The organism is Candidatus Pantoea communis (genome assembly GCF_011752685.1).
Lineage (GTDB): Bacteria > Pseudomonadota > Gammaproteobacteria > Enterobacterales > Enterobacteriaceae > Pantoea > Pantoea communis.
Genome location: NZ_VWXC01000008.1, coordinates 180,138 through 205,108 on the forward strand (window position 1 = coordinate 180,138; position 24,971 = coordinate 205,108).

The window sequence follows — 24,971 nt, forward strand, 5'->3', positions numbered from 1 at the left end:
GAATTGTGATGGGATGGAAAGAAATGAATAAAATGATGACTAAGTTGGGCCTCACCAGCCTGGCACTGTTACCGTCTCTGGCCATGGCGGCAGCACCTGCCGTTGCGGACAAAGCGGATAACGCCTTTATGATGATCTGTACCGCTCTGGTACTGTTTATGACGATTCCGGGCATCGCCCTGTTTTACGGCGGTTTGATTCGCGGTAAAAACGTCCTGTCGATGCTGACCCAGGTTGCCGTGACCTTCGCATTAGTCTGCGTGCTGTGGGTGATTTACGGTTATTCACTGGCCTTCAGCGAGGGCAACGCCTTCTTCGGTAACTTCCAGTGGGCGATGCTGAAAAATATCGAGCTGAAAGCGGTGATGGGCAGCTTCTATCAGTATATTCACGTCGCGTTCCAGGCTTCCTTCGCCTGTATCACCGTGGGCCTGATTGTGGGCGCGATTGCTGAACGTATTCGCTTCTCAGCAGTACTGATTTTTGTGGTGGTCTGGTTGACGCTCTCTTATCTGCCAATCGCACACATGGTGTGGGCTGGCGGTCTGCTGGCGCAAGACGGCGCGCTGGACTTCGCTGGCGGTACCGTTGTTCATATCAACGCAGCCGTTGCGGGTCTGGTGGGTGCTTATCTGGTGGGCAAACGTGCTGGCTTCGGTAAAGAAGCGTTCAAGCCGCACAACCTGCCAATGGTCTTCACCGGTACTGCGATTCTGTATGTGGGCTGGTTCGGTTTCAACGCCGGTTCTGCTTCTTCAGCTAACGAAATCGCAGCATTGGCCTTCCTGAATACTGTTGTGGCGACTGCAGGTGCGGTGCTGTCATGGGTGTTCGGTGAGTGGGCAATGCGTGGCAAACCTTCTCTGCTGGGTGCGTGTTCTGGCTTTATCGCCGGTTTGGTTGCTATCACCCCGGCTTGTGGTTATGTCGGTGTCGGCGGCGCGCTGATTATCGGTCTGGCCGGTGGCCTGGCAGGTATCTGGGGTGTGACCACCCTGAAGAAATGGCTGCGTGTGGATGACCCGTGTGATGTGTTCGGTGTGCACGGCGTGTGCGGTATCCTGGGTTGTATTCTGACCGGTGTGTTCGCCTCCTCTTCACTGGGCGGCGTGGGCTACGCAGAAGGCGTGACCATGGGCCATCAGGTTTGGGTTCAGCTCTTCAGCTGCGGCGTGACCATTGTCTGGTCAGGTGTTGTCGCCTTCATCGGCTTCAAACTGGCGGATATGATCGTTGGCCTGCGTGTTCCAGAAGATCAGGAACGTGAAGGTCTGGATGTGAACAGCCACGGCGAGAACGCTTACAACCAGTAAGAAATGCGCGGTAGAAGAGCAGTGCGCTAAAATTATAAAAAGACGAGGGGGCGATAATATCGCCCCTTTTTTTATGCGTCGCGTTGGCGCATGACGCCTTCCTGAACGGTGGTTGCGACCAGTGTCCCATCCTGCGTGTAGAACTCCCCACGTACAAACCCACGTGCACCTGAAGCTGAGGTGCTCACCACGCTGTATAGCAACCACTCTGAGAGGTCGAACGGGCGGTGGAACCACATGGAGTGGTCAATCGTCGCCACCTGCATGTCAGGCTCTAAAAATCCTTTACCGTGCGGCTGTAGTGCCACAGGCAGGAAGTTGAGATCCGAGGCGTAACCCAGCAGGTATTGATGAATGCGGCGATCGTCCGGCAGCTTGCCGTTGGCACGAATCCACACCTGGCGCATCGGCTCATCAACACGGCCCTTGAGCGGGTTATGGATTTGCACCGGCCGGATATCCAGTGGACGTTCAGCGAGAAACTTTTCTTTGAGTTTGAGCGGCAAATGGGCTGCCAGTTTTTGTGCCAGGTCCTGCTCCGAGGGGAGATTGTCCGGGCCTGGCACCGACGGCATGCTGTTCTGGTGCTCAAATCCGCTTTCGGGTGCCTGGAATGAGGCTGTCATGTAGAAAATGGGGTGACCATTTTGCACCGCGCTGACACGACGCGCGCTGAAGCTTTTGCCATCGCGCAGGGTTTCGACATCGTAAATGATGGCTTTTTCGCTATCACCAGGACGCAGGAAGTAACTGTGGAACGAGTGGATGATGCGCTCTTCCGGCACGGTTTGTTTTGCTGCGTATAACGCCTGACCGACGACCTGGCCGCCAAACACCTGGCGCAGGCCGAGATCTTCACTTTGGCCGCGAAACAGGCCTTCTTCGAGTTTTTCGAGATCGAGTAAATTAAGCAGGTTTTGCAGTGCCTGGCTCATAGCAGATTCCTCTGGGGGGCAATCGCGTCAGTGTGAAAGATCCGACCAGTTTCCGTCAATGATTTTGCCGTGATTTCAGCGAGCTGGCAGCGCTTTTGGGCGCAATCCGGTTTTTTGTGCCAGAATTAAGGGCATTCGGCGGTTGAAAAGCTACCCGACAATTTGTCCGCCGACAATCATAGTGTTCATAAGGAGACGACATCGATGAAACTCTGGCACGTTATTAGCGGTGTGACGCTGGCGGCAGCATTGGCTGGCTGTGCCGATCACAGTAAGCCGGTAGCCACCCCAACGCTGGGCTCCGCCGTTGCGGGGCAGCAGGCTGCGATTACGCAGCCTAATGTTAGTGGTTCGGTGTACATTCGTCAGCGCATTGCGTTGCCGCCGGATGCGGTGCTGACCGTTACGCTGTCCGACGCTTCACTGGCCGATGCACCATCGAAAGTGCTGGCGCAGCATGTGGTGCGCACTGAAGGGAAACAGGCGCCGTTCCAGTTTGTGCTGCCGTTTAACCCGGCCGATATTCAGCCGAATGCGCGTATTCTGTTAAGTGCGGCTATCGCTATTGATGGCAAACTGGCGTTCATTACCGATACTGTGAAGCCGGTGATTAATCAGGGCGGTACGAAAGCGGAACTGCTGTTGGTGCCTGTGACCAATATGGCGATGCAGACCACGCCAGGCGCGGCGACGACAGTGCCGTCAACGTCGCCAACGCAGGTGGTGCCTTCTGCTTCGGTGCCTGCGCCGACGAGTATGTGAAAATCACTCGGTGCTAGTCTGGGCGCACTGCCTGGGAAGCATGTAAAAAACTGGGACGGGGGAGTGTACGGGTAGGCAACACTGTTGCGTAAAGTCGCTGTCTCGTCCCTGATCGCTCGGCACACGCCATCCCTGGCGTGTGACGCTTTACTCCACAGTGTTGCCTGCCCGCACCTCAGCAGGGGTGCGCTTAGTACTCCCAGCGATACTTCTCTAATTCAATCTCACCGGCATCACTGACTTCGATGCCTTCGGCTTCCAGCGCATCGCGCTGGCGGAAGAGATCATCGCCTTGCAGAGAAATGCGGCCATGGCGATTGATGACGCGGAACCACGGTAATTTGCTGCCCTCGGGTAAGCGACGTAATACGCCGCCGACTTGTCGGGCTGCGCGCGGTGAACCGGCAAGCAGGGCGATATCGCCGTAGGTGGTGACTTTGCCTCTGGGGATCGCGGCAATGATTTGCCAGACGCGCTCGGAGAAATTGCTTGTGTCATTCATACACGCACCGGATTCAGCGAATAAATGGCGACTTTAACATGCCGGGAGGGCGAGAATCAGGGTTTTACTGGCAAGCTGTTCAAGAAAACAACGGTCACCCGGCCTGCGCTTGCAATTGCCAGGGGGTTACTTGATAATGCCTGCGCTTTCGAAAGAGAGCTCGTCAATGGGGGCCCTGTTGGTTCTCCCGCAACGCTAACTTGTGAACTCGGTCAGGTCCGGAAGGAAGCAGCCGCAGCAGGCGACGCGTGTGCCGGGATGTAGCTGGCAGGGCCTCCACCATTTCTACTCCCCGAAAAAATCCTCAAGAAATCAGTACACAGCGAAACGCTGGCACTCCTTTGCCTGTGAATCATTCCCTGAAGGGAAAAGATGGCGTAACGAACAGCGGGTAAAAATAGTTAGCGGACGAACTTCCAGACAGAAACCGGTACTTTGTCGTAAAGCTTATTCATCGTCAGTTCAGCGAGACGATGATCGGCCGCAGAATAAAATACCGCGAGTTCGTTGTCAGATAATTCGTACTTGTTTTTTTCAATCACCCGTTCAAGGGTGTCAATTGAGCGACAACGACGCAGTCGCATCAAATAGTCTGTTTTGGTTAAGGCTTGGTTGCTCATAAATAAACCGGTCTCACTCTGATGCTAAAAGGAATGGCTGGGTTGTTGGAGAAAAGCGCACTCTTCGGCAAACAGATTAAATAAGCGTCTTGCTGAACGTTGCCACCGTTGAAGATCCTGAGTATTGATTCCATAACTGCTAAACAGCATAAAGGTATCGTCAAGATATTCATCGATTTGCGTAATCAGCGCTTCATCTTCAACGTGCTTAATTTTGTAATTCATCGTGAAAGATGCGATATGCTCAATCAAATCGTTGAGCTGTAAATTGCTTTCCGCAGTAGGGTCATTCACCCAGCCGTGATGGCTGTCAGTCAGTGTCGCCATACTTTCGTCAAACAGGTTCTCACACAGGAATTTAAGCTGGGCAATATCATGCCGTTTTGGTGAGTATTCGTCCATCTTTTTCCCCTCCAGAGCTTGCACAGTGACCGCAGCGCGGCGAGATTTGGAAAAGCTATCAGGAAGCGATCACGAATATTAAGAATTCAGCGACTCTTTAAATATAATCCACATTCATTAGCTTTGCTCACCTCAATTACCAAATATTACAATTCGTCAGCGGGCGAGGGGCGGGTATTGTCTATCACTGAAAACGCCAGTGCGCCCGGTACTATCTGGAACAAAACCTCTTCATGCTGGGTAGATGTTTCATTTAAATCCAGGCAAGGATTAAATAAATCCCACTTAAAATCGTAAAGCATTTTAAATCGATTGTTATCGTGCGGTTGAATGGAAATAATCTTAAAACTGTCGGGAACTAATTGCGCGTTTTGAGAATACCACTGTAAATCACCTGCCAGGGCTTCGGCTATTTTGAGAATATTCCCCTGGATAATAGCCTGCAACTTCTCGCAATCGTCCTCATCCACAGCAATATCACAATGAATAATAGACTGCATTTCGCTTCCGGTAAAAAAGGAGGATGAATCTATCATTGGGGTTCTGGCCAAATATTGCAAGTTAACTCTGTGCAGAATACGTAATCGTTGCGATGGGATTTATCGCTCAATCGATTCAGATCCAGTGATAGCCACAGAGTCAGCGCCAAATGGTTAACTTTTGAAACACTTTCTCTCGGGTATCGCGCGGGGAAAATCAGGTAGTATAATTGTTATGTTATAACGTTTTTGGTCTCCCTCCATGAATCACAGTGGTTTACTCCTCTCACTTAGCGACCGTCTGCTGGTCGCGCTGCTGCTTATCGCGTTCCTGGCGCTCGCTATCTATTGGGGAATGCAGAAATGATGCATTTCAACCGCTTGCAGGGCGGCTATCAGGGACAAGCGGTGACCCCCATAGTTACCGGAGAACTGGCGGCAGGCAGTATGACGGCATTAATCGGCGCGAACGGCACCGGAAAATCCACGCTACTGAAAACCATCGCCGGTCTGTTGCCGCCGATTGCAGGGACTTGCGAATTAAAGATTTCGCCTAAGGCGCTTGGCTGGTTGCCGCAGCGTAGTGAGTTAGAAACCCGTTTCCCGCTTACCGTTTATGAGCTGGTTGCTATGGGATGCTGGCCGCGCTGCGGCTGGTTTGGTGGCATCAATCGTGCGATGCGACAGGAGATCGATGCCGCACTGGATGCCGTGCAGATGCGTGATTTCGCCGATGCGCAGCCTTCAATGCTTTCCGGCGGCCAGTTGCAGCGGGTGCTGTTTGCGCGCCTAATGCTGCAGCAAAGTAAAGTCTGGCTGCTGGATGAACCCTTTAATGGCATCGATACGCAAACCGTCACGCTGTTGATGTCAATCCTTGAGCAGCAGCAGCAGGCGGGCACCACCTTATTAGTGGTGTTGCACGATCGACCACTGGTCGCGCGTTACTTCAAAGATGTGTTGTCACTTGATGATGCTGACTCCGCTCAAACTCCACTGCTGCGCAGGGTGGCTTCGTGACATTGATTCAACCGTTTATCGAATTTGGTTTTATGCGCCGTGCATTAGTGGCTTGTGTGGCATTAGCGCTGAGCGCCACGCCGCTGGGTGTATTCCTTTCACTGCGTCGTATGAGTCTGGTGGGCGATGCGCTCTCCCATGCGGTGCTGCCTGGCGCGGCGATTGGCTATCTGGTTTCCGGCTTATCGCTGGTGGCGATGGGCATCGGCGGGTTGATTGCGGGGTTAGCCGTTGCGCTGCTTTCTGGTGCCGTCAGTCGATACACCCCCTTAAAAGAGGACGCCAGTTTCTCTGGCTTTTATCTCGGCTCGCTGGCGCTGGGCGTGACGCTGGTGTCATTGCGTGGATCGAGCGTCGATCTGCTGCACGTGCTGTTCGGTTCACTGCTGGCCGTCGATAACGCGGCCATCCTGCTGGTGGGCGGCATCGCGGCTTTCACTTTGCTGATGCTGGCAGTGATTTTCCGTCCGCTGGTGATTGATGCGTTCGACCCGGATTTCCTGCGTGCGCAAGGCAAGTGGAGCGCGCCAATCGTCCACGGCATCTTCCTGATGCTGGTGGTGCTGAATCTGGTTGCGGGTTTTCAGGTGCTCGGCACGTTGATGTCGGTGGGATTGATGATGTTACCGGCGACCAGCGCGCGTTTCTGGAGTCGCCATCTCGCCTGCATGCTCGGCATCGCCATGCTGCTGGCGATGATCGCCGCGCTGGTAGGTTTAATTCTTTCCTGGCACTTCTCACTGCCCGCTGGACCGGCGGTGGTGCTGAGTGCTGCCGTACTGTTTTTGCTTTCTGTTTTAACAGGACCGTGTGGCGGCCTGCTGCGCCGTCGATAACTATACAATTAGGGGATACGAATGAAGAAGTTACCGTTGAGTCTGGCGATTGGCGCCATGTTGATTAGCCCACTGACCATGGCGAAAACCGTGGATGTGGTAGCGAGTTTCACCGTGCTGGCAGATATCGTTAAGCAGGTGGGCGGCGATCACGTTAACGTGAAGTCGCTGGTGCAGCCTAACGGCGATCCTCATACCTTCGAACCAACGCCACAGGATAGCCAGGCATTGGCTAAAGCCAATGTGGTATTTGTGAGTGGTTTGGGGATGGAAGGGTGGATGGATCGCCTGATCAGCGCCTCCGGCTATAAAGGCACGATTGTGGTCGCCTCCAACGGCGTCAACACGCGCAAAATGGAAGAAGACGGCAAAACCGTGACTGACCCACACGCGTGGAATAGCATGCACAATGGCGTGATTTATGCCACCAACGTGATGAATGCGCTGATTAAAGCCGACCCGGAAGATGCGGCGGATATCCGCAAGAGCGGTGAAAGCTACATTCAGCAGTTGGAAAAACTGGATAGCTGGGCAAAAACGGAGTTTGCTGCAGTGCCGAAAAGCAAGCGTAAAGTGCTGACCAGCCATGATGCCTTTGGTTACTTTGGCCAGCGTTACGGTGTGAGTTTCCTGGCGCCAGTCGGTTTCTCCACGGAAGCCGAAGCCAGTGCCAGCGATGTGGCATCGATTATCAAGCAGCTGAAGGCTGAGCACATCAAGACTTACTTCATGGAGAATCAGACCGATCCGCGTTTGGTGAAACAGATTGCCAGCGAAACCGGCGCACAGCCAGGTGGTGAACTCTATCCTGAAGCGTTGTCCGAGGCGAACGGTCCTGCTGCGACCTATGTTGCTGCCTTCAAGCACAACGTCGATATCATGTTGCAGAGCATGAAGTAAAAAAAAGGCCGGGGAGCATCCCGGCCAATTATCACGACACTTTCCTACCTTTTCTTTTTTCTTCCCTGAACCGCCTTAAAGCGCGGATTTGTTTTGCAGATCACGTAAATGCGACCTTTACGACGCACGACTTTGCAATCCTTGTGACGGGTCTTGGCAGACCGTAATGAACTTAAAACCTGCATGCGTTAACTCCTGATTAATTGCCGCGCGTCAGGAAGCTGCCGAAACGCTTGTTGAAGCGTGCGGCGCTGCCTTCTTTGGTGAGATCTTTTTGCTTGCCGGTGTAGTGGACGTGGGATTTAGACGAGACATCCAGCGTCACGTACGGCAGCACTTCACCTTCGAACTCAATGGTGCGTTCGGTTTTAATGGTGGAACCGATTTTGAAATACTCATCGACAGAGGTGTCGTGGAACACCACCGGACGGTAATGAGGATGGATATTGGCTTTCATAACTGCACTCTCATGTAATGTTATAATATAACAATAGTATGAACCTGCAGAGAATTGATTGCAACCGCGATCGCAGTAAGGGTATTGAACGGTCGGGTGAAGGGCGGTGTTCAGGCAATAAAAAAGGCCGCTTGCGCGGCCTTTTCAACAGGTGACAACTTAGTGTTTGTGCTCGACCGGATGGCCTTGCTCAATCTCCGCTTTGTTCTTACCAAAGCGGCGACGTACCACCACAAAGAACACTGGCACGAAGAAGATCGCCAACGCAGTTGCGGTGACCATGCCGCCCATTACGCCAGTACCTACGGCGTTCTGTGCGCCGGAACCAGCACCGGTACTGATGGCCAGCGGCAGAACACCGAGGATAAAGGCCAGTGAGGTCATCAGAATTGGACGCAGACGCATACGTGCTGCTTCCAGTGTTGATTCCACCAAACCTTTCCCTTCCTTCTCCATCAAATCCTTGGCGAATTCAACGATCAGGATGGCGTTCTTCGCCGACAAGCCAATGGTTGTCAGCAGTCCCACCACGAAGTAGACGTCGTTACTGAGTCCGCGCAGGGTGGTGAAGATCAATGCACCGACCACACCCAGCGGCACCACCAGCATAACGGAGAACGGAATCGACCAGCTCTCATACAATGCGGCCAGACACAGGAACACCACAATCAGCGAGATGGCGTACAGGGCAGGGGCCTGGTTACCGGACAGACGTTCCTGGTAAGACATACCGGTCCAGTCATAGCCGATACCCGCAGGCAGTTTGCCCGCCAGCTCTTCCATCAGGTTCATAGCATCGCCGGAGCTCTTGCCTGGTGCAGCCTGACCCAGAATCTCCATCGATGGTAAGCCGTTGTAACGTTCCAGACGTGGTGAACCGTACTGCCACTTCGCCGAAGAGAAGGCTGAGAACGGAACCATAGTGCCGGAGCTGTTACGCACAAACCATTTGCTGATGTCATCTGGCAACATACGCGAGTCAGCCTGGCCCATGACGTACACTTTCTTCACACGACCACGGTCGATGAAGTCATTGACGTACGAACCACCCCAGCCCGCGCCCAGCGTGGTGTTGATGTCAGACAGCGACACACCCAACGCCTGCGCTTTTTCCTGATCGATGATCAGTTTGTACTGTGGCGTATCTTCCATACCGTTTGGACGCACGCCCACCAGCGTATCCGGATGCTGGGCAATCATGCCAAACAGCTGGTTACGCGCGGCGGTTAACTTCTCGTGGCCCAGGTTACCCTGGTCCGTCAGCATGAAGTCGAAGCCGGTGGCGTTACCCAGCTCGATAATCGCTGGCAGGTTGAACGGGAAGACCATCGCATCTTTGATCTGACCTAACGCCTGCATGGCGCGTCCGGCAATCGCTGGCACTTTCAGGCTGGCATCGCCACGCTCATCCCACGGTTTCAGGCTGACGAAAGCAATACCGGTGTTCTGACCACGACCCGCAAAGCCAAAGCCGTTAACGGTAAATACCGAGTTAACGCTGTCTTTCTCTTTGTTCAGGAAGTAATCGGTCACCTGATCCAGCACTTTCTGCGTACGTTCCTGGGTTGCACCGGCTGGCAACTGCGCCTGCGCCAGTAACAGACCCTGATCCTCTTCCGGCAGGAAGGAGGTAGGCAGTTTCAGGAACAGATACGCCATGCCGACTACGATCACCAGGTAGATCACCAGATAACGACCGGTGCTACGTACGATGTGACCTACGCTATCGACGTAGTGGTTGGTGCTCTTATCGAACAAGCGGTTGAACCAGCCGAAGAAGCCGGTGGTTTTACCGTGATCGCCTTTCTTGATCGGTTTCAGCATGGTGGCACAGAGTGCCGGCGTCAGAATCAACGCCACCAGTACTGAGAGTGCCATCGCGGAAACGATGGTGATCGAGAACTGACGATAAATAACCCCGGTCGAGCCGCCGAAGAAGGCCATCGGGATGAATACTGCGGACAGCACCAGGGCAATACCCACCAGCGCACCCTGAATCTGCTCCATCGAACGTTTTGTCGCTTCTTTCGGCGGTAAACCTTCTTCCGCCATCACACGCTCAACGTTCTCTACCACCACGATGGCGTCATCCACCAACAGGCCGATGGCGAGCACCATCCCGAACATCGTCAGGGTGTTTATCGAGTAACCAAAGGCACTGATAATCGCAAACGTACCCAACAGCACCACCGGCACCGCAATGGTCGGAATCAGCGTGGCGCGGAAGTTCTGCAGGAACAGGTACATCACCAGGAACACCAGCACGATCGCTTCAAACAGCGTTTTCACCACTTCGAAGATCGAGATCTTCACGAACGGCGTGGTGTCGTACGGGTAAACGGTTTTCATGCCAGCCGGGAAGAACGGCTGCAGTTTGGCCAGCTCATCTTTCACCGCTTTGGCGGTATCCAATGCATTCGCACCGGTTGCCAGTTTCACACCGATACCCGAAGCCGGTTTGCCGTTGTAGCGAGCGATGATCTCGTAGTTTTCACCACCGAGTTCAATCTTCGCCACGTCACGCAAGCGTACCTGTGAGCCATCCTGGTTCACTTTCAGCATAATATTGCCGAACTCTTCGGTATTGGTCAGACGGGTCTGGGCAATGATCGAGGCGTTCAACTGCTGGCCAGGTACGGGCGGTGTACCCCCTAACTGACCGGCGGCGACCTGGGTGTTCTGGGTGCCCAACGCACTGATGACATCGACCGGCGTCAGCTGGTAGTTGTTCAGTTTGTGCGGGTCGAGCCAGATGCGCATCGCGTACTGCGCACCAAACACCTGAGTATCACCGACGCCAGGCGTACGGCTGATCGGGTCTTTGATGTTTGAAGCAACATAGTCAGAGATATCATTCTGCGTCATGCTGCCGTCATCACTGACAAAGCCCGCTACCATCAGGAAGCTGCTGGAGGATTTTTTAACCTGAATACCTTGCTGCTGTACTTCCTGTGGCAGCAGTGGCATCGCCAGCTGCAGCTTGTTCTGTACCTGTACTTGCGCGATATCGGCGTTGGTACCGGACTGGAAGGTCAGCGTCAGGGTTAAAGTACCGGACGAGTCACTGCTCGAGGCCATATACATCAGGCCATCGATGCCGTTCATGTTTTGTTCGATAACCTGGGTTACCGAATCCTGCAGCGTTTTCGCATCAGCACCCGGGTAGGTTGCCTGGATTTCAACGGCCGGCGGCGCAACATTGGGATATTGCTCAATCGGCAAGCTGATAATCGCAAGAGTACCTGCCAGCATAATGATGATGGCAAGCACCCAGGCAAAAATGGGGCGATCGATAAAGAACTTAGCCATGTATCAGTGGCTCCTGTTTAGGACGATGATTTAGCAGACTGTGATTCCGGTGCTGCTTTGGCATCATCTTTGACTTCTTGTGGTGTCACCTGCGCACCTGGCTTGGCACGCTGAAGACCGACGGTGATCACGCGATCGCCTTCTTTCAGGCCATCCGTTACCAGCCATTTGTCGCCAAATGCCTGATTAGCGGTGATATTACGGACTTCCACTTTGTTATCTGCGCCCACTACCATCGCGGTTGCCTGACCCGTTGGGGTACGAGTTACGCCCTGTTGCGGTACCAGCAGTGCGGTTGGGTTGGTGCCTTCATCCAGACGCGCACGCACAAACATCCCTGGCAGCAGGCGATGGTCCGGGTTCGGGAAGATGGCGCGCAGCGTGATAGAGCCGGTGGTTTCATCCACGGTCACATCAGAGAATTCCAATGTGCCTGTCTGCGTGTATGCGTTACCGTTTTGCATCAAGAGCGTGACGTTGGCTTTGCCGTCATTCTGTTTCAGCTGACCGGATTCCAGCTCTGCGCGCAAACGCAGGAAATCATCACTGGATTGGGTCACATCGACATACATTGGATCGAGCTGCTGCACGGTTGCCAGCGCAGTGGTTTGACCGCTGGAGACCAGAGCGCCCTCAGTGACTGACGACTTACCAATGCGACCGCTGATCGGCGACGTCACTTTGGTGTAAGCCAGATTGATGCGGGCGGTTTCCACATTGGCCTGGGCTGCCTGAACGGCTGCAGCCGTCTGTGCAGCGGTGGCCGCAGCGGTGTCATAGTCCTGCTGGCTGATGTACTTAGTACCCAGCAGCGGCTTATAACGTTTGATGGTTAACTGCGCGACGTGTGCATTGGCTTGCGCCTGTGCTAAATCGCCTTTGGCGCTGTCATAAGCCGCCTGGTAAGTTGCCGGATCGATCTGATACAGGGACACGCCTGCTTTGATATCCGTTCCTTCCTCAAAATTACGCTTCAGAATAATGCCTGACACCTGAGGGCGCACTTCTGCCACGCGGAATGCCGAAGTACGTCCTGGCAGTTCGGTGGTAATTTTCAAAGGCTCGTTTTTTAACGTCACAACACCCACTTCTGGGGGCTGCTGCTGGGCGGCTTGCTGGGATTTATTATCATCACATCCTGTTAACACAAAGCTGCCTGAAAGCATCAGGACGGCCGCCAGAGGCGCTAATCCTCTGTTTTTATTCATAAATAAACCTCTAGTGTCCGATATCAAATGATCAATGGATCACAAACCGATAAACCCATTGCTGCGTTAAAACACGGGTCGTGCTATGGTACATACATTCACAAATGTATGTAAACTTGCCAGTTTGTAAAAAAAGTCCTCTATGGCACGAAAAACCAAAGCGCAAGCACTTGAAACGCGGAACCAAATTCTGGATGCCGCTTTAGCACACTTCTCTGAACACGGTGTGGCTGCCACATCCCTGGCAGATATCGCAACAGCGGCCGGCGTCACGCGCGGTGCTATCTACTGGCATTTCAAAAATAAAGCCGATGTTCTGCATGAAATCTGGCTTCGGTGTGACGCTGGGCTTGACGATGTGGAACTTGAGTATCAGACAAAATACCCGGGCGATCCACTTTCTGTTATCCGTTCGATGTTGATCTATATCCTTGACGCCACAGCAAAGGATCCACAAAGACGCGCATTAATGGAGATTATCTTCCATAAATGTGAATTCGTTGGCGAAATGTCGACATTACAGGATATGCGTCAAAGTTTACTGCTTGAGTGTTACGACCGAATTGAATTGGTGCTACGTGAGTGTATCGAAGTGGGCCAGTTGCCTGCGGGATTGAACACGTTGCAATCGGCGCGTCTGATGTGCGGCTATATCAACGGTATGATGGAAAACTGGCTGTTTAACCCACAGGCGTTTGATCTGGCGACAGATGCGCCGCAGTTGGTGGATGCCTTTATTGATATGCTGCGGCTCAGTCCCACCCTCTCCTCGGCGCGTTAATTAACGCCCTCTGCCGCCTGTTTCTGCTGATAATCGCGTTGGACAATCGCCAGCGCGGCTAACACGGTTGCGGTCGGCACCTGGTTCTCTTCCAGCAGTTGTATCAAATCCACTGCCAGTTTGATCTCATCGGATGCAGTTTCCAGTGACATGATTTCTCCTTGTTAAATACGTAATTTTGCCGCCACCAGCAGCATCAAAATGGAACCCAGCAGTGCCACCCCAAAGCCAGCGGGATGCAACGTCGCTAAATCACCCGTTGTAAAATAAGTCGCGATGTAACCCCCAATTAACGCACCAATCACGGCCAGCACCAGCGTCGGAACACACCCACCCGGCCGACCGGGAAAAACCATGCGCTTGATGCAGCCAGCCACCACGCCAATCGCTATCCACATAATTAGGGTCATGATTTTCCTCCTTCATTCATAGGGGGAGTATATATCCTAAATAATTTCAGGTGCAGGCAAGTGGCAAAGGAATGAACCCGCAGGGGCTTACTCATGCAGACACGGGGGGAATGAGCGTAGCCAACGCACCTGCCCTGTGAAGTATGACGGGTATAAAGGAAAGTGGGCGGTGACTACCGTGCCGGGCCTGACATTTCCAGTTTGTGCATCGCATGGCGACAGCGTGCCAGCCGCTCGTGCAGCACTTCGATATCGCGGATCAACTGCTGCTGCACGCTGAGGGTTTCGGCGCGCGCCAGATGTTGCTCACGTTGTTCGATCATCGCCAGCAAGCGCGTTTCATAGCCCTGATACTCTTCGCGCTTCGACTGGCGCGGATCAACGCGAGGACGCTCACGCGGGGTGCGCAGTTGCTGGCTCTGGCATTCGCGTTGCAGGGCGGCAATCTGGTCCAGCACTTTCTCCGCCAGCCACTGACGGCGTATGACGTTGGTATCAGCAGCGATGAGCTGGGTTAAATTCTGTTCCAGCTCAGCAAGATAATCAGCGAGCCGCGTGCCTTTGCAATGGAACAGTTGGGCGTCAAAACGGGGCTGTCGGCAGGCACCATCGCGTTGCTGTGCGATTTGCTGTCGTAGCTGATCGACAATGGCGAGCAGACGTTGATGTGCGGGCGGTTGGGGCATCACTCTGATTCCGACTGTGTTAACGTAGCGCAGTTCCGATTTTATCAGGCATCAGGCATGCAACGAATTTTTCTTCTGTGTCTTGGCTGGCTGGCGATTGTGCTGGGCACGCTGGGCATTGTATTACCTTTGTTACCGACCACGCCATTTGTGTTGCTGGCCGCCTGGTGCTTTGCCCGTTCGTCACCGCGTTTTCACCACTGGCTGCTGTGGCGCTCGCCGTTTGGTCGCTATATCCGCCACTGGCAACAGCATCGCGCCATGCCGCCCGGCGCCAAAGGCCGCGCCATGTTGCTGATTGTCATCACCTTTGCCGTCTCTATTTGTGTAGTTAACATGCTGTGGGTGCGGATTATGCTGGGCATCATGTTGTGCGCGCTGCTTTTGTTTATGTGGCGTATCCCGGTAGTGGCAGAAAATGCTGACAGCGGCGATTAAGTGCGGCAGGGTTGCATTTAGACAGGTATTTGCATAGATTTGGGCATCTTCGTGCGTGGCTTCCCTTTTTAAACGTCTTCGCTTAACCCGGTTTCCGGGTATTGGCGCTGTCGGATGCTGCGCGTATTAGATATTTTTCCAGGCGTAACACTTATGACCGCAACTGCTCAGCAGCTTGAACTCATCAAAAACAGCATCAAAAGCATCCCTGACTACCCTAAGCCGGGCATCCTGTTCCGTGACGTCACCAGTTTGATGGAAGATCCGCAGGCCTATGCCGCGTCGATTGCCATTCTGGTTGAACGCTATCGTGACAAAGGTATCACCAAAGTGGTGGGCACCGAAGCACGTGGCTTCCTGTTTGGTGCACCGGTGGCACTGGGTCTGTGTGTCGGTTTTGTGCCGGTGCGTAAGCCGGGCAAGCTGCCGCGTGAAACCTACAGCGAGAGCTATGAGCTGGAGTACGGTTCTGATGCGCTGGAGCTGCACAAAGATGCCATTAAGCCAGGTGATGTGGTGCTGGTGGTGGACGATCTGCTGGCCACCGGCGGTACGCTGGAAGCTACGGTGAAACTGATCCGCCGTGCCGGTGGTGAAGTGAAAGATGCTGCGTTCGTGATCAACCTGTTTGATCTGAGCGGTGAAGCGCGCCTTAACGCGATCGGCATTGATTGCTACAGCCTCGTGAATTTCCCCGGCCACTAAGGCCCTGTGCGCCGCTGGCCTTGGCCATCGCGGCGCATTTCATTGCGCGTTCCTGCCGTCGTACCTTGGTATCAATATCTGATAAATCGTACCGCTCAAGCGGATGCGCGATGACATTCAGCGCCTGCAGCGCGGGTATAGGCATATCCCGTTGTGGCTGTTAGACTACTGCCCATATAAACAGGGGTTGCGAAGCTGCATTTTTCCTCTTTGTCTTGTGGCGGAACCCGGTTCATTTAGCCGCACCGCTGTGCCAACTCAATAAATTCCAGTGATTGAATCCACATGAGCTATCAGGTACTTGCGCGAAAATGGCGTCCCCAGGCTTTCGCTGACGTAGTCGGTCAGGAACATGTGCTGACTGCGCTGGCCAACGGATTGTCACTGGGACGAATCCATCATGCTTATCTCTTCTCCGGTACACGCGGCGTGGGGAAAACCTCGATCGCCCGTTTGCTGGCGAAAGGTCTTAACTGCGAAACCGGCATCACCTCCACGCCATGTGGTCAGTGTGATAACTGCCGTGAAATCGAGCAGGGGCGCTTTGTCGATCTGATTGAGATCGATGCCGCGTCACGCACCAAAGTTGAAGACACGCGCGATCTGCTGGATAACGTGCAGTACGCCCCGGCGCGCGGTCGCTTCAAGGTTTATCTGATCGATGAAGTGCACATGCTCTCGCGTCACAGCTTTAATGCGCTGTTGAAAACGCTGGAAGAGCCGCCGTCGCACGTCAAATTCCTGCTGGCGACCACCGATCCGCAAAAACTGCCGGTGACCATTCTGTCGCGTTGCCTGCAGTTCCATCTTAAAGCGCTCGACGTCGAGCAAATTCAGCAGCAGTTAGTGCATATATTGCAGCAGGAGCAGATTGCCGCCGAGCCGCGTGCACTGCATCTGCTGGCGCGTGCCGCTGATGGCAGTATGCGTGATGCCCTGAGTCTCACCGATCAGGCGATTGCCATGGGGCAGGGCAGCGTGACGCGTGAAACCGTGGCGCAAATGCTGGGCACGCTGGATGACGAACAGCCGCTGGCGCTGATTGAAGCGCTGGTGGAGGGCCAGGGTGAACAGGTGATGGCACTGCTGAATCAGGCGGCATCGCGTGGTGTCGAGTGGGAAGCGCTGCTGGTCGAGATGCTGCGTTTGCTGCACCGCGTGGCAATGGTGCAACTGCTGCCGGCTTCGCTGGGCGAGGATGATGTGAATCAGGCACAGCGCCTGCGCGATTTAGCGCGCGTCTTACCGCCCGCCGACGTGCAGCTCTACTACCAAACTTTGTTGATGGGACGTAAAGATCTGCCGCTGGCACCGGATCGTCGCCTCGGTGTCGAGATGACGCTGCTGCGCGCGCTGGCGTTCCATCCGCAGGCGACCATTGCCGAGCCGGTTGCGCGGCCCAGTCTGATCCCGCAGGCGGCACCGCAAGCGTCTGCTGCATCCGCAGGCGTTGCTGCGCCGGCCTCTTCCGCTCAGGTTACTGCTCCAGCTTCGTCAGCCAACACTGCCGCGTCAGCAACGCCAGCGGCTTCCGCTCCCGGACCTGCAGCCACTTCTTCGGCACCTCGCACCGCCTCTGCCGCGCAGCCGCAGATGGCGCCGCCAATGCAGGACGCACCGCCGATGGCTGATGATTACGCCGATATGCAACCGGCGCCAGAACATATGTCCGACTCCACCAGCCAGCTGTTACAGGCGCGAACGCAGTTGCTGCGTCAGGGAGCCGGCAAAGCAAAAAAGAGTGAGCCGGCAGCGCGTCCCGCGCGGCCGGCGAACCCGGCGCTGGAACGTCTTGCCAGTGTCACCGAACGCGTGCAGCAGCGTGCGTCTGAACCCGCGGTAAAAACGCCCGCGAAGCCAGAAGCCTATCGCTGGAAAGCCCAGCAAACGGTCGAGGTAAAAGCAGAGCCCATCGCAACGCCAAAAGCCTTGCGTTCCGCTCTGGAGCATGAGAAAACGCCTGAGCTGGCGCTTCGTCTGGCCGAAGAAGCCCAGCAGCGCGATGCGTGGGCCGCCGAAATAGCCGCACTGACGTTGCCAAAACTGGTGCAGCAGGTGGCGTTAAACGCGTGGAAAGAGGTGGGCGAGAACGCCGTCACGCTGCATTTGCGCAGCAGTCAGCGTCACCTGAATTCAGCGTCGGCAAAACAGGCGTTGACGGAAGCGCTCAGTCAGGCAGCCGGACAAACGGTTGAACTGACCATCGTTGAAGACGATAATCCTGCGGTGTTGACGCCACTGGAATGGCGTCAGGCCATTTATGAAGAGAAACTGGTGCAGGCGCGCCAGTCGATTGAAAGCGATACTCACATTCAGACATTGCGTCGATTCTTCGATGCCGATCTGGATGAAGAGAGTATTCGACCCGTTTGAACACCCGCTGTCGCGCGTGAGTGGCGCGCAGCCCCAGCAGAGAGAGAAGACTATGTTTGGTAAAGGCGGATTGGGCAACCTGATGAAACAGGCCCAGCAGATGCAAGACAAAATGGCCAAAGTTCAGGAAGAGATTGCCGCGCTGGAAGTGACCGGTGAATCAGGCGCTGGCCTGGTCAAAGTCACCATCAATGGTGCACATAACTGCCGTCGTGTTGAAGTTGATCCAAGCTTGCTGGAAGACGACAAAGACATGCTGGAAGATCTGATTGCGGCAGCCTTTAACGATGCGGCACGTCGCATTGATGAAACGCAGAAAGAGAAAATGGCCTCTGTGTCTTCTGGTATGCAGCTGCCACCTGGCTTCAAGATGCCGTTCTGATGCAAACCAGTCCACTGCTTGAATCTTTGATGGAGTCCTTGCGCTGCCTGCCGGGTGTAGGCCCGAAATCGGCGCAGCGCATGGCTTTTCAGCTGTTACAGCGCGATCGTAGCGGTGGCATGCGTCTGGCGCAGGCATTGACCCGCGCGATGTCGGAAATCGGCCACTGTGCCGATTGCCGCACTTTCACCGAGCAGGAAATTTGCACCATCTGCGCCAATCCGCGTCGTCAACAAAACGGCCAGATTTGTGTGGTGGAGAGTCCTGCCGATATCCACGCCATTGAGCAAACCGGCCAGTTTGGCGGTCGCTACTTTGTGCTGATGGGCCACTTGTCACCGCTGGATGGCATCGGTCCACAAGATATCGGTCTGGACCGGTTAGAGCAGCGCCTCGAGCGTGAAACGCTGACCGAAGTGATCCTTGCTACCAACCCTACCGTGGAAGGTGAAGCGACGGCCAACTACATTGCTGAGCTGTGCGGGCAATATGGCGTTGATGCCAGCCGCATTGCACACGGTGTGCCGGTCGGTGGTGAGCTGGAAATGGTCGATGGCACCACGCTGTCGCACTCGCTCGCTGGACGCCACAAGATTAAATTCTAATCACTTGCCGATGTCTTCACCGACATCGGCTTGAAATTCCCATCATCATCCCCATTTCTCTCTCAACCTATGATCAACCCCGATTTAGTTGAGGTAGCAATGACCATGAAAGGACAAGAGACGCGTGGCTTCCAGTCAGAGGTAAAACAACTTCTGCATCTGATGATTCACTCTCTCTATTCAAACAAAGAGATTTTCCTGCGTGAGCTGATCTCCAACGCCTCTGATGCCGCTGACAAACTGCGCTTCCGCGCCCTGTCCACGCCGGATCTGTATGAAGGCGATGGCGACCTGCGCGTGCGTATCTCGGTCGATAAGGATAATCGTACGCTGACCTTAAGCGATAACGGTATCGGCATGCGCCGTGATGAGGTGATTGAGAACCTCGGTACCATCGCGAAGTCCGGCACCAAATCCTTCCTTGAATCCATGGGCTCAGACCAGGCGAAAGACAGTCAGCTGATCGGTCAGTTCGGCGTGGGCTTCTACTCGGCGTTTATCGTTGCGGATAAAGTCACCGTGCGTACTCGTGCTGCGGGCGCGAAAGCCGATGAAGCCGTGTTCTGGGAATCGGCGGGCGAGGGTGAATACACTCTGGCAGAAATTGAGAAAGCCGATCGCGGTACCGAAATCACGCTGCACTTCCGCGAAGGTGAGGATGATTTCCTCGATGCGTGGCGCGTACGCAACGTGATCAGCAAATACTCCGATCACATTGCGCTGCCGGTTGAGATTGAGACCAAAGACGAAGAGAACGACACCACTACCTGGGAGAAGATCAACAAAGCTCAGGCGCTGTGGACGCGCAACAAGTCTGAAATCAGCGACGAAGAGTACAACGAGTTCTATAAACACATCGCCCATGATTACAGCGATCCGGCGATCTGGAGCCACAACCGTGTGGAAGGCAAGCAGGAGTACACCAGCCTGCTGTACATCCCGCAGCGTGCGCCATTCGACATGTTCAACCGCGACAGCAAACACGGCCTGAAGCTGTATGTGCAGCGCGTGTTCATCATGGACGATGCCGAGCAGTTCATGCCGAACTACCTGCGCTTTGTGCGTGGCCTGATAGATTCCAACGATCTGCCGCTGAACGTCTCGCGTGAAATCCTGCAGGACAGCCGTGTCACCCAGAGCCTGCGCGCCGCGCTGACCAAGCGTAGCCTGCAGATGCTGGAAAAACTGGCTAAAGACGACGCCGAAAAATACCAGCAGTTCTGGAAAGAGTTTGGTCTGGTCCTGAAAGAAGGCCCCGCCGAAGACAACACCAATCAGCAGGCGATTGCTAAACTGCTGCGCTTTGCCACCACGCAGAGTGAAGGCGCTGAGCAGACCATTTCGCTGGACGATTACCTGAGCCGCATGGTGGAAGGGCAGGATAAGATTTACTACATCACTGCTGACAGCTATGCCGCCGCGAAGAGCAGCCCGCATCTGGAACTGTTCCGCAAAAAAGGTATCGAGGTACTGCTACTGTCCGATCGTATCGACGAGTGGATGATGAGCTACCTGACCGAGTTCGACGGTAAAACCTTCCAGTCAGTGAGCAAAGCGGATGAGTCGCTGAGCAAACTGGCCGATGAAGAGACCGAAGAGCAGAAGGAAGCGGAAAAAGCGCTGGAGCCGTTTGTTGAGCGCGTGAAAACGCTGCTGGGCGAGCGTGTGAAAGAGGTGCGTCTGACTCATCGTCTGACCGACACCCCGGCGATTGTCACCACCGACGCCAACGAAATGACCACCCAGATGGCGAAGCTGTTTGCTGCTGCGGGCCAGGAAGTGCCGGATGTGAAGTACATCTTCGAAATCAACCCGGAGCATACGCTGGTGAAACGCGTGGCGGATACCCATGACGAAGCGCATTTTGCTGAATGGGTTGAGCTGCTGCTGGATCAGGCGCTGCTGGCTGAGCGCGGCACGCTGGACGATCCTAACCAGTTTATCCGTCGTATGAACCAACTGCTGACGGCATAAGCCATTCAGCGCCCGCGCCGGTTGGCATCAATACCGGCAGCAGGGTTGGCAAGAGACAAAAAGGTCGGCATTGAATGCCGACCTTTCTTTTAATGCAGCGCCTGATCGCGCAGCCAATCCCGGAATAACGTTATCTCCGCATCATGCTGACGTGACATTTTTGTCATCATCCAGGTAGCGCGGTCCACACGCACAAATCCCAATGGGGCGATAAGCGTACCGTCGCTCAACTCCTGCCTGACCAGTAAGCGCGGGGCCATGATCACCCCTAAGCCATTTCTCGCCGCCTGAATGCCCAGAGTGAGATTATCGAAATGCTTACCGACCCAATAATTGCCACGCGCACCGCTGGTTTTCGCCCACTCGGCCCATGCGTGCAGTCGTGTATCGGCATGCAGCAGCGGCAGTGTGGCTAAATCCTGCTCATTGCGAAAACGCGCGGCATACTGAGGCGCGCACAGCGGGCCGATGTAGTCATCGCTGATCAGCGTAGCATCAATATCCTCATCCGGTGACTGCTCATAGCTGAGAATCAGCACATCGGTGTGTTCACTGCGCAACTGGTCGATCTCCACCAGCGGCTGAAACTGCACTTCAATATCGGGATAGCGTTGATAAAAACTGCTAATACGTGGAATCAGCCATTGCGAGAGAAAACTGGGCGCGCAAGAGACGCTGAGGTGATGACGCATGCCGGTGCGAATGCTTTCGCAGGTGGTGGAGAGTTCGCTAAACGCCTTCTGACAACTCACCAGCAAGCGCTCGCCGTGTGAGGTTAATTTGACGCGCCCATTGGTACGGACGAATAAGGGCTTTCCCATCCAGCTTTCCAGCTGTCGAATCTGATGGCTAATGGCGCTGTGTGTCACATGAAGACGCTCGGCCGCCACGCTAAAACTGCTGTGCAGTGCTGCCTGATGAAAATAGTGCAGTGCACGTAACGACGGAAGCGCGGTCATACTCATCCCCTGTGTAAAAACCTAACAGGGATTGTCAGTTTATATCATTTTAATGTCCAGCCGCATTGGCCTAACCTTTCCCCCAGATTATGGCGGGTTGACGGATGGCGTTGTCTGTGTTTAACGCGGCTAATGTTCCCCCTCAATCTGCGACACACACAGCATCTTTATAATTAGAGAAATCTCACGCGATGGATCACCAACATGCTTCTGCCAGGGCGGCGGCAGCGCGCGATCGACTTCGCGGCTTGCTTTCACGTCACTATCGGCTGGAAAATTACGACCTCTTCTTTGCACCTTCTTTGCATATTTCGCGGGTGCTGCTCTCACAACTGTTTTTACGTCAGGAACAGGCGCGCAATCAAACGCGTTACGCTTCGCAATATCCGGTCAGTGAACTGAGTGTGTTACCCGCAGTGCCGATGATGGCTGGTAACATTGCGCTGGTGGAGCATGTCGACATGCTGCAGGGGCGGGTGCGCTCGCTGGCGGAGTGTCAAAGTCAGGGCGTGACCGACGCCTCGGAATCCTTTGCCACCTTGTTGCATAAACGATTAATCAGCGATGCGCGATTGTTTGTGGCGCGGCTCGATCGTCATGCGGCGTTAAGCAGTGACCTGGTGTTAATTGCATTGAAAACCTGCGATTTCAGCACGCTGGTGCGCAGCGAATTGCGGTTATTTGAGCAGGGACTGGCCTTTGGCTCGTCACTGGATCAAACCCTTGAAATGATGGAAAACAGCGACTGGCGGCCGTTTAATATCGCTAGCGTGGATAATATTACGCTTGAGGCCCCGGTTCAGCTGCAATCGATTCAGCAGCACGGCTTACCGTTCGCCCTGTTCCCCATGCCGGTCAGTCTTACCTTGCCCGACTTACCGCAGGATATGCATCTGCTTCCCGCTCATCACCGATTGCGCCTGCATGCCAACGTGCGCGGCGGTGTGAACAAAAATCAAAACGTCACGCCGATCCTGAAGAGACGTCTGAAAGAAGTGTTTAGCGTTAGCCTTGATTCTTAAAAACGGGCACTCTGCTGGTGTTTTGCGCTAAAGCAAGTCAAAGTAAAGCTTTCACCGGAAGCGCGCCCGTTTCCTTGTGGTGCGCGGGTCATAATGGTATGTTCTTGGCCTTCTCAGATTGATCAATGCGATTCGCAAGGGGAATTACGCAATGCGTATTATTCTGCTCGGGGCACCGGGCGCAGGTAAAGGCACTCAGGCTCAATTCATCATGGAGAAATACGGTATTCCGCAAATCTCCACCGGTGACATGTTGCGTGCGGCAGTTAAAGCAGGCACCGAACTGGGCCAACAGGCGAAAGCCATCATGGATGCCGGTAAACTGGTGACAGACGAGCTGGTGATTGCGCTGGTTAAAGAGCGTATCGCGCAGGAAGACTGCAAAAACGGTTTCCTGCTCGATGGCTTCCCACGCACTATCCCACAAGCTGATGCTATGAAAGACGCGGGCATCAATGTGGACTTCGTGCTGGAGTTTGCCGTACCGGACGAACTGATTGTGGATCGTATTGTTGGTCGTCGCGTGCATGCGCCGTCTGGCCGCGTGTATCACGTCACCTATAATCCTCCAAAAGTGGAAGGCAAAGATGACGTGACCGGCGAAGAGCTGACCACGCGTAAAGACGACCAGGAAGAAACCGTGCGTAAGCGTCTGGTGGAATACCATCAGCTGACTGCACCGCTGATTGCTTACTACAGCAAAGAAGCGGAAGCCGGTAACACCCAGTATCACAAGATCGACGGCACCCGTAAGGTGGCTGAAGTGAGCACGCAGCTGGCCGGTATTCTCGGTTAATGCGGATCAGGGGCCGGTTGTCCGGCCCTTTTGCAGCAATTGCTTTCCCCTCCCACGATTTCCGCTACAATTTCCCCCTGATTTTGATCCATTCGTTTTGACATCAAGGAAATACCAATGAGGCAAGAAAAGCCTGGGGTTTTGCTGGTCAACTTAGGCACACCTGATGCGCCTACAACACCTGCCGTTAAGCGCTATCTGAAACAGTTCCTTGGCGACCCGCGCGTGGTGGATACACCGCGTTGGTTGTGGTGGCCGATTCTCAATTTCGCCATTTTGCCGTTCCGTTCGCCGCGCGTGTCGAAACTGTACGCCTCGGTGTGGATGAAAGAAGGCTCTCCGCTGATGGTGTTCAGCAAGCAGCAGCGCGATGCGCTGGCGCAGCGCGTGGATATGCCGGTTGAGCTGGGCATGAGCTACGGCCAGCCAAGCCTCGACGGGGCGGTACAGCGTTTGCTGGACCAGGGTGTCACCAAACTGATTGTGTTGCCGCTCTATCCGCAATTCTCGTGCTCGACGGTGGCTGCCGTTTGGGACGGATTATCCGCCAGCTTTAAACCGCTGCGCTCCCTGCCTGAAGTGGCTTTCATTCGCGATTATGCCGAGCATCCTGCCTATATCGCAGCACTGAAGGCTTCGGTTGAGCGTTCGTTTGCGCAGCATGGCGAACCGGACCTGCTGGTGCTGTCGTATCACGGCATCCCACAGCGCTTTGCCGACGAAGGTGATGATTATCCTCAGCGCTGCAAAGACACCACCGAGGCGCTGGCTGCCGCGTTGGGCATCGCGCCACACAAAATCATGATGACCTTCCAGTCACGCTTTGGTCGCGAGCCATGGTTGACACCGTACACCGACGAAACCATGCAAGGTTTACCGGCCAAGGGCATCAAACATGTTCAGGTGATGAGTCCCGGCTTCTCCGCAGATTGTCTGGAAACCCTGGAAGAGATCAGCGAGCAGAACTGTGAGTTCTTCCTGCACGCCGGTGGCGAGAAGTTTGAATACATTCCCGCGCTCAACGCCGATGACGAGCACATCGAGATGATGGTTCAGCTGGTCAACGCACGCCGATAAAGTGCTGGCAGAGAGTGTGA

28 protein-coding genes, 1 other RNA gene and 1 other annotated feature are annotated in these 24,971 nt (G+C 54.6%); of the genes, 16 read left to right on the plus strand and 13 right to left on the minus strand.

Annotation, left to right across the window (positions count from 1 at the left end):
• Positions 1-23 precede the first annotated feature (23 nt).
• Positions 24-1,313 carry an ammonium transporter AmtB gene (gene amtB / locus F3J37_RS12870; RefSeq protein ID WP_038648536.1) on the plus strand — a complete coding sequence of 430 codons (1,290 nt, stop codon included), beginning with the start codon at positions 24-26 and terminating at the stop codon, positions 1,311-1,313.
• Between the two features lie 71 nt (positions 1,314-1,384).
• Here amtB and tesB read toward each other — a convergent pair whose 3' ends face one another.
• Positions 1,385-2,248: an acyl-CoA thioesterase II gene (gene tesB, locus F3J37_RS12875; protein ID WP_058962377.1), complete on the minus strand. Its 864-nt coding sequence runs from the start codon at positions 2,246-2,248 to the stop codon at positions 1,385-1,387.
• Positions 2,249-2,452: 204 nt separating this feature from the next.
• On the opposite strand from tesB, the gene F3J37_RS12880 reads away from it, so the two are divergent.
• The gene (locus F3J37_RS12880) at positions 2,453-3,010 is read left to right on the plus strand and encodes a YbaY family lipoprotein (protein ID WP_034828134.1); all 558 of its coding nucleotides are present in this window, start codon (positions 2,453-2,455) and stop codon (positions 3,008-3,010) included.
• A 190-nt stretch (positions 3,011-3,200) separates the two neighbouring features.
• Here the strand turns inward: F3J37_RS12880 and F3J37_RS12885 are convergent, their stop codons facing one another.
• Complete coding sequence (locus tag F3J37_RS12885; RefSeq protein ID WP_097117484.1) at positions 3,201-3,512, minus strand: MGMT family protein; 312 nt, start codon at positions 3,510-3,512, stop codon at positions 3,201-3,203.
• Between the two features lie 176 nt (positions 3,513-3,688).
• On the opposite strand from F3J37_RS12885, the gene ffs reads away from it, so the two are divergent.
• An RNA gene (gene ffs / locus F3J37_RS12890) (signal recognition particle sRNA small type) lies at positions 3,689-3,785 on the plus strand.
• 128 nt (positions 3,786-3,913) lie between these two features.
• On the opposite strand, the gene hha is transcribed toward ffs, so the two are convergent.
• The 3 genes from hha to F3J37_RS12905 all read right to left on the minus strand — a co-directional run bounded on the left by hha (position 3,914) and on the right by F3J37_RS12905 (position 5,034).
• The gene (gene hha / locus F3J37_RS12895) at positions 3,914-4,132 is read right to left on the minus strand and encodes a hemolysin expression-modulating protein Hha (RefSeq protein ID WP_034828137.1); all 219 of its coding nucleotides are present in this window, start codon (positions 4,130-4,132) and stop codon (positions 3,914-3,916) included.
• A gap of 24 nt (positions 4,133-4,156) precedes the next feature.
• Entirely contained in the window at positions 4,157-4,534 is a 378-nt protein-coding gene (gene tomB, locus F3J37_RS12900) for an Hha toxicity modulator TomB (RefSeq protein ID WP_034828139.1), read from the minus strand.
• A 146-nt stretch (positions 4,535-4,680) separates the two neighbouring features.
• Positions 4,681-5,034, minus strand: coding sequence for a hypothetical protein (locus F3J37_RS12905; protein ID WP_166933736.1), 354 nt, complete (start codon positions 5,032-5,034; stop codon positions 4,681-4,683).
• Between the two features lie 342 nt (positions 5,035-5,376).
• Here F3J37_RS12905 and F3J37_RS12910 point away from each other — a divergent pair, with 342 nt between their 5' ends.
• The 3 genes from F3J37_RS12910 to F3J37_RS12920 are packed head-to-tail and all read left to right on the plus strand — an operon-like array spanning position 5,377 to position 7,769.
• Positions 5,377-6,033 carry a metal ABC transporter ATP-binding protein gene (locus F3J37_RS12910; RefSeq protein ID WP_034828143.1) on the plus strand — a complete coding sequence of 219 codons (657 nt, stop codon included), beginning with the start codon at positions 5,377-5,379 and terminating at the stop codon, positions 6,031-6,033.
• Complete coding sequence (locus tag F3J37_RS12915; protein ID WP_045816335.1) at positions 6,030-6,869, plus strand: metal ABC transporter permease; 840 nt, start codon at positions 6,030-6,032, stop codon at positions 6,867-6,869. Before F3J37_RS12910 ends, F3J37_RS12915 begins: the two co-directional genes overlap by 4 nt.
• Before the next feature lie 21 nt (positions 6,870-6,890).
• Positions 6,891-7,769: a metal ABC transporter substrate-binding protein gene (locus F3J37_RS12920; protein WP_058962373.1), complete on the plus strand. Its 879-nt coding sequence runs from the start codon at positions 6,891-6,893 to the stop codon at positions 7,767-7,769.
• Positions 7,770-7,813: 44 nt separating this feature from the next.
• Here the strand turns inward: F3J37_RS12920 and ykgO are convergent, their stop codons facing one another.
• The 4 genes from ykgO to F3J37_RS12940 all read right to left on the minus strand — a co-directional run bounded on the left by ykgO (position 7,814) and on the right by F3J37_RS12940 (position 12,743).
• Entirely contained in the window at positions 7,814-7,954 is a 141-nt protein-coding gene (ykgO, locus tag F3J37_RS12925) for a type B 50S ribosomal protein L36 (protein ID WP_008103894.1), read from the minus strand.
• Between the two features lie 14 nt (positions 7,955-7,968).
• Positions 7,969-8,226 carry a type B 50S ribosomal protein L31 gene (locus tag F3J37_RS12930; protein ID WP_034828149.1) on the minus strand — a complete coding sequence of 86 codons (258 nt, stop codon included), beginning with the start codon at positions 8,224-8,226 and terminating at the stop codon, positions 7,969-7,971.
• Positions 8,227-8,385: 159 nt separating this feature from the next.
• Positions 8,386-11,535: a multidrug efflux RND transporter permease subunit AcrB gene (locus tag F3J37_RS12935; protein WP_034828151.1), complete on the minus strand. Its 3,150-nt coding sequence runs from the start codon at positions 11,533-11,535 to the stop codon at positions 8,386-8,388.
• Positions 11,536-11,552: 17 nt separating this feature from the next.
• A complete protein-coding gene (locus F3J37_RS12940) occupies positions 11,553-12,743 on the minus strand; it encodes an efflux RND transporter periplasmic adaptor subunit (protein WP_034828153.1) in 1,191 nt (396 codons plus the stop codon).
• Between the two features lie 142 nt (positions 12,744-12,885).
• On the opposite strand from F3J37_RS12940, the gene acrR reads away from it, so the two are divergent.
• Positions 12,886-13,524, plus strand: a complete 639-nt coding sequence (acrR, locus tag F3J37_RS12945) for a multidrug efflux transporter transcriptional repressor AcrR (protein ID WP_166933737.1) — start codon at positions 12,886-12,888, stop codon at positions 13,522-13,524.
• Here the strand turns inward: acrR and rsmS are convergent.
• The 3 genes from rsmS to priC all read right to left on the minus strand — a co-directional run bounded on the left by rsmS (position 13,521) and on the right by priC (position 14,620).
• Positions 13,521-13,676 (minus strand): pleiotropic regulatory protein RsmS, encoded by a 156-nt coding sequence (rsmS, locus tag F3J37_RS12950; RefSeq protein WP_064511361.1) that lies wholly within the window; start codon positions 13,674-13,676, stop codon positions 13,521-13,523. The genes acrR and rsmS overlap by 4 nt on opposite strands.
• 12 nt (positions 13,677-13,688) lie before the next feature.
• The gene (locus F3J37_RS12955) at positions 13,689-13,934 is read right to left on the minus strand and encodes a GlsB/YeaQ/YmgE family stress response membrane protein (protein WP_166933738.1); all 246 of its coding nucleotides are present in this window, start codon (positions 13,932-13,934) and stop codon (positions 13,689-13,691) included.
• A 173-nt stretch (positions 13,935-14,107) separates the two neighbouring features.
• Entirely contained in the window at positions 14,108-14,620 is a 513-nt protein-coding gene (gene priC, locus F3J37_RS12960) for a primosomal replication protein PriC (protein ID WP_166933739.1), read from the minus strand.
• Between the two features lie 57 nt (positions 14,621-14,677).
• Between priC and F3J37_RS12965 the strand changes: the two genes are divergently transcribed.
• From F3J37_RS12965 to htpG, 6 genes are all read left to right on the plus strand, one after another.
• Complete coding sequence (locus F3J37_RS12965; protein ID WP_166933740.1) at positions 14,678-15,058, plus strand: DUF454 family protein; 381 nt, start codon at positions 14,678-14,680, stop codon at positions 15,056-15,058.
• Between the two features lie 153 nt (positions 15,059-15,211).
• Positions 15,212-15,763 (plus strand): adenine phosphoribosyltransferase, encoded by a 552-nt coding sequence (gene apt / locus F3J37_RS12970; protein WP_166933741.1) that lies wholly within the window; start codon positions 15,212-15,214, stop codon positions 15,761-15,763.
• Positions 15,764-16,048: 285 nt separating this feature from the next.
• Positions 16,049-18,136 (plus strand): DNA polymerase III subunit gamma/tau, encoded by a 2,088-nt coding sequence (dnaX, locus tag F3J37_RS12975; protein ID WP_166933742.1) that lies wholly within the window; start codon positions 16,049-16,051, stop codon positions 18,134-18,136.
• Positions 17,478-17,539, plus strand: a sequence feature (DnaX frameshifting element). It overlaps the preceding gene by 62 nt.
• 52 nt (positions 18,137-18,188) lie before the next feature.
• Positions 18,189-18,518, plus strand: coding sequence for a YbaB/EbfC family nucleoid-associated protein (locus F3J37_RS12980; protein ID WP_031377860.1), 330 nt, complete (start codon positions 18,189-18,191; stop codon positions 18,516-18,518).
• Positions 18,518-19,123, plus strand: coding sequence for a recombination mediator RecR (gene recR, locus F3J37_RS12985; RefSeq protein WP_007886897.1), 606 nt, complete (start codon positions 18,518-18,520; stop codon positions 19,121-19,123). Before F3J37_RS12980 ends, recR begins: the two co-directional genes overlap by 1 nt.
• A gap of 99 nt (positions 19,124-19,222) precedes the next feature.
• Complete coding sequence (gene htpG, locus F3J37_RS12990; RefSeq protein ID WP_058962244.1) at positions 19,223-21,097, plus strand: molecular chaperone HtpG; 1,875 nt, start codon at positions 19,223-19,225, stop codon at positions 21,095-21,097.
• Positions 21,098-21,186: 89 nt separating this feature from the next.
• Here the strand turns inward: htpG and F3J37_RS12995 are convergent, their stop codons facing one another.
• Positions 21,187-22,056 carry a LysR substrate-binding domain-containing protein gene (locus F3J37_RS12995; protein WP_166933744.1) on the minus strand — a complete coding sequence of 290 codons (870 nt, stop codon included), beginning with the start codon at positions 22,054-22,056 and terminating at the stop codon, positions 21,187-21,189.
• A gap of 191 nt (positions 22,057-22,247) precedes the next feature.
• Here F3J37_RS12995 and F3J37_RS13000 point away from each other — a divergent pair, with 191 nt between their 5' ends.
• From F3J37_RS13000 to hemH, 3 genes are all read left to right on the plus strand, one after another.
• Positions 22,248-23,078, plus strand: coding sequence for a DUF6024 family protein (locus tag F3J37_RS13000; RefSeq protein ID WP_166933745.1), 831 nt, complete (start codon positions 22,248-22,250; stop codon positions 23,076-23,078).
• Positions 23,079-23,229: 151 nt separating this feature from the next.
• Entirely contained in the window at positions 23,230-23,874 is a 645-nt protein-coding gene (adk, locus tag F3J37_RS13005; protein ID WP_034828185.1) for an adenylate kinase, read from the plus strand.
• 117 nt (positions 23,875-23,991) lie between these two features.
• The gene (gene hemH, locus F3J37_RS13010) at positions 23,992-24,951 is read left to right on the plus strand and encodes a ferrochelatase (protein ID WP_034828187.1); all 960 of its coding nucleotides are present in this window, start codon (positions 23,992-23,994) and stop codon (positions 24,949-24,951) included.
• The last annotated feature ends 20 nt before the right edge of the window (positions 24,952-24,971 follow it).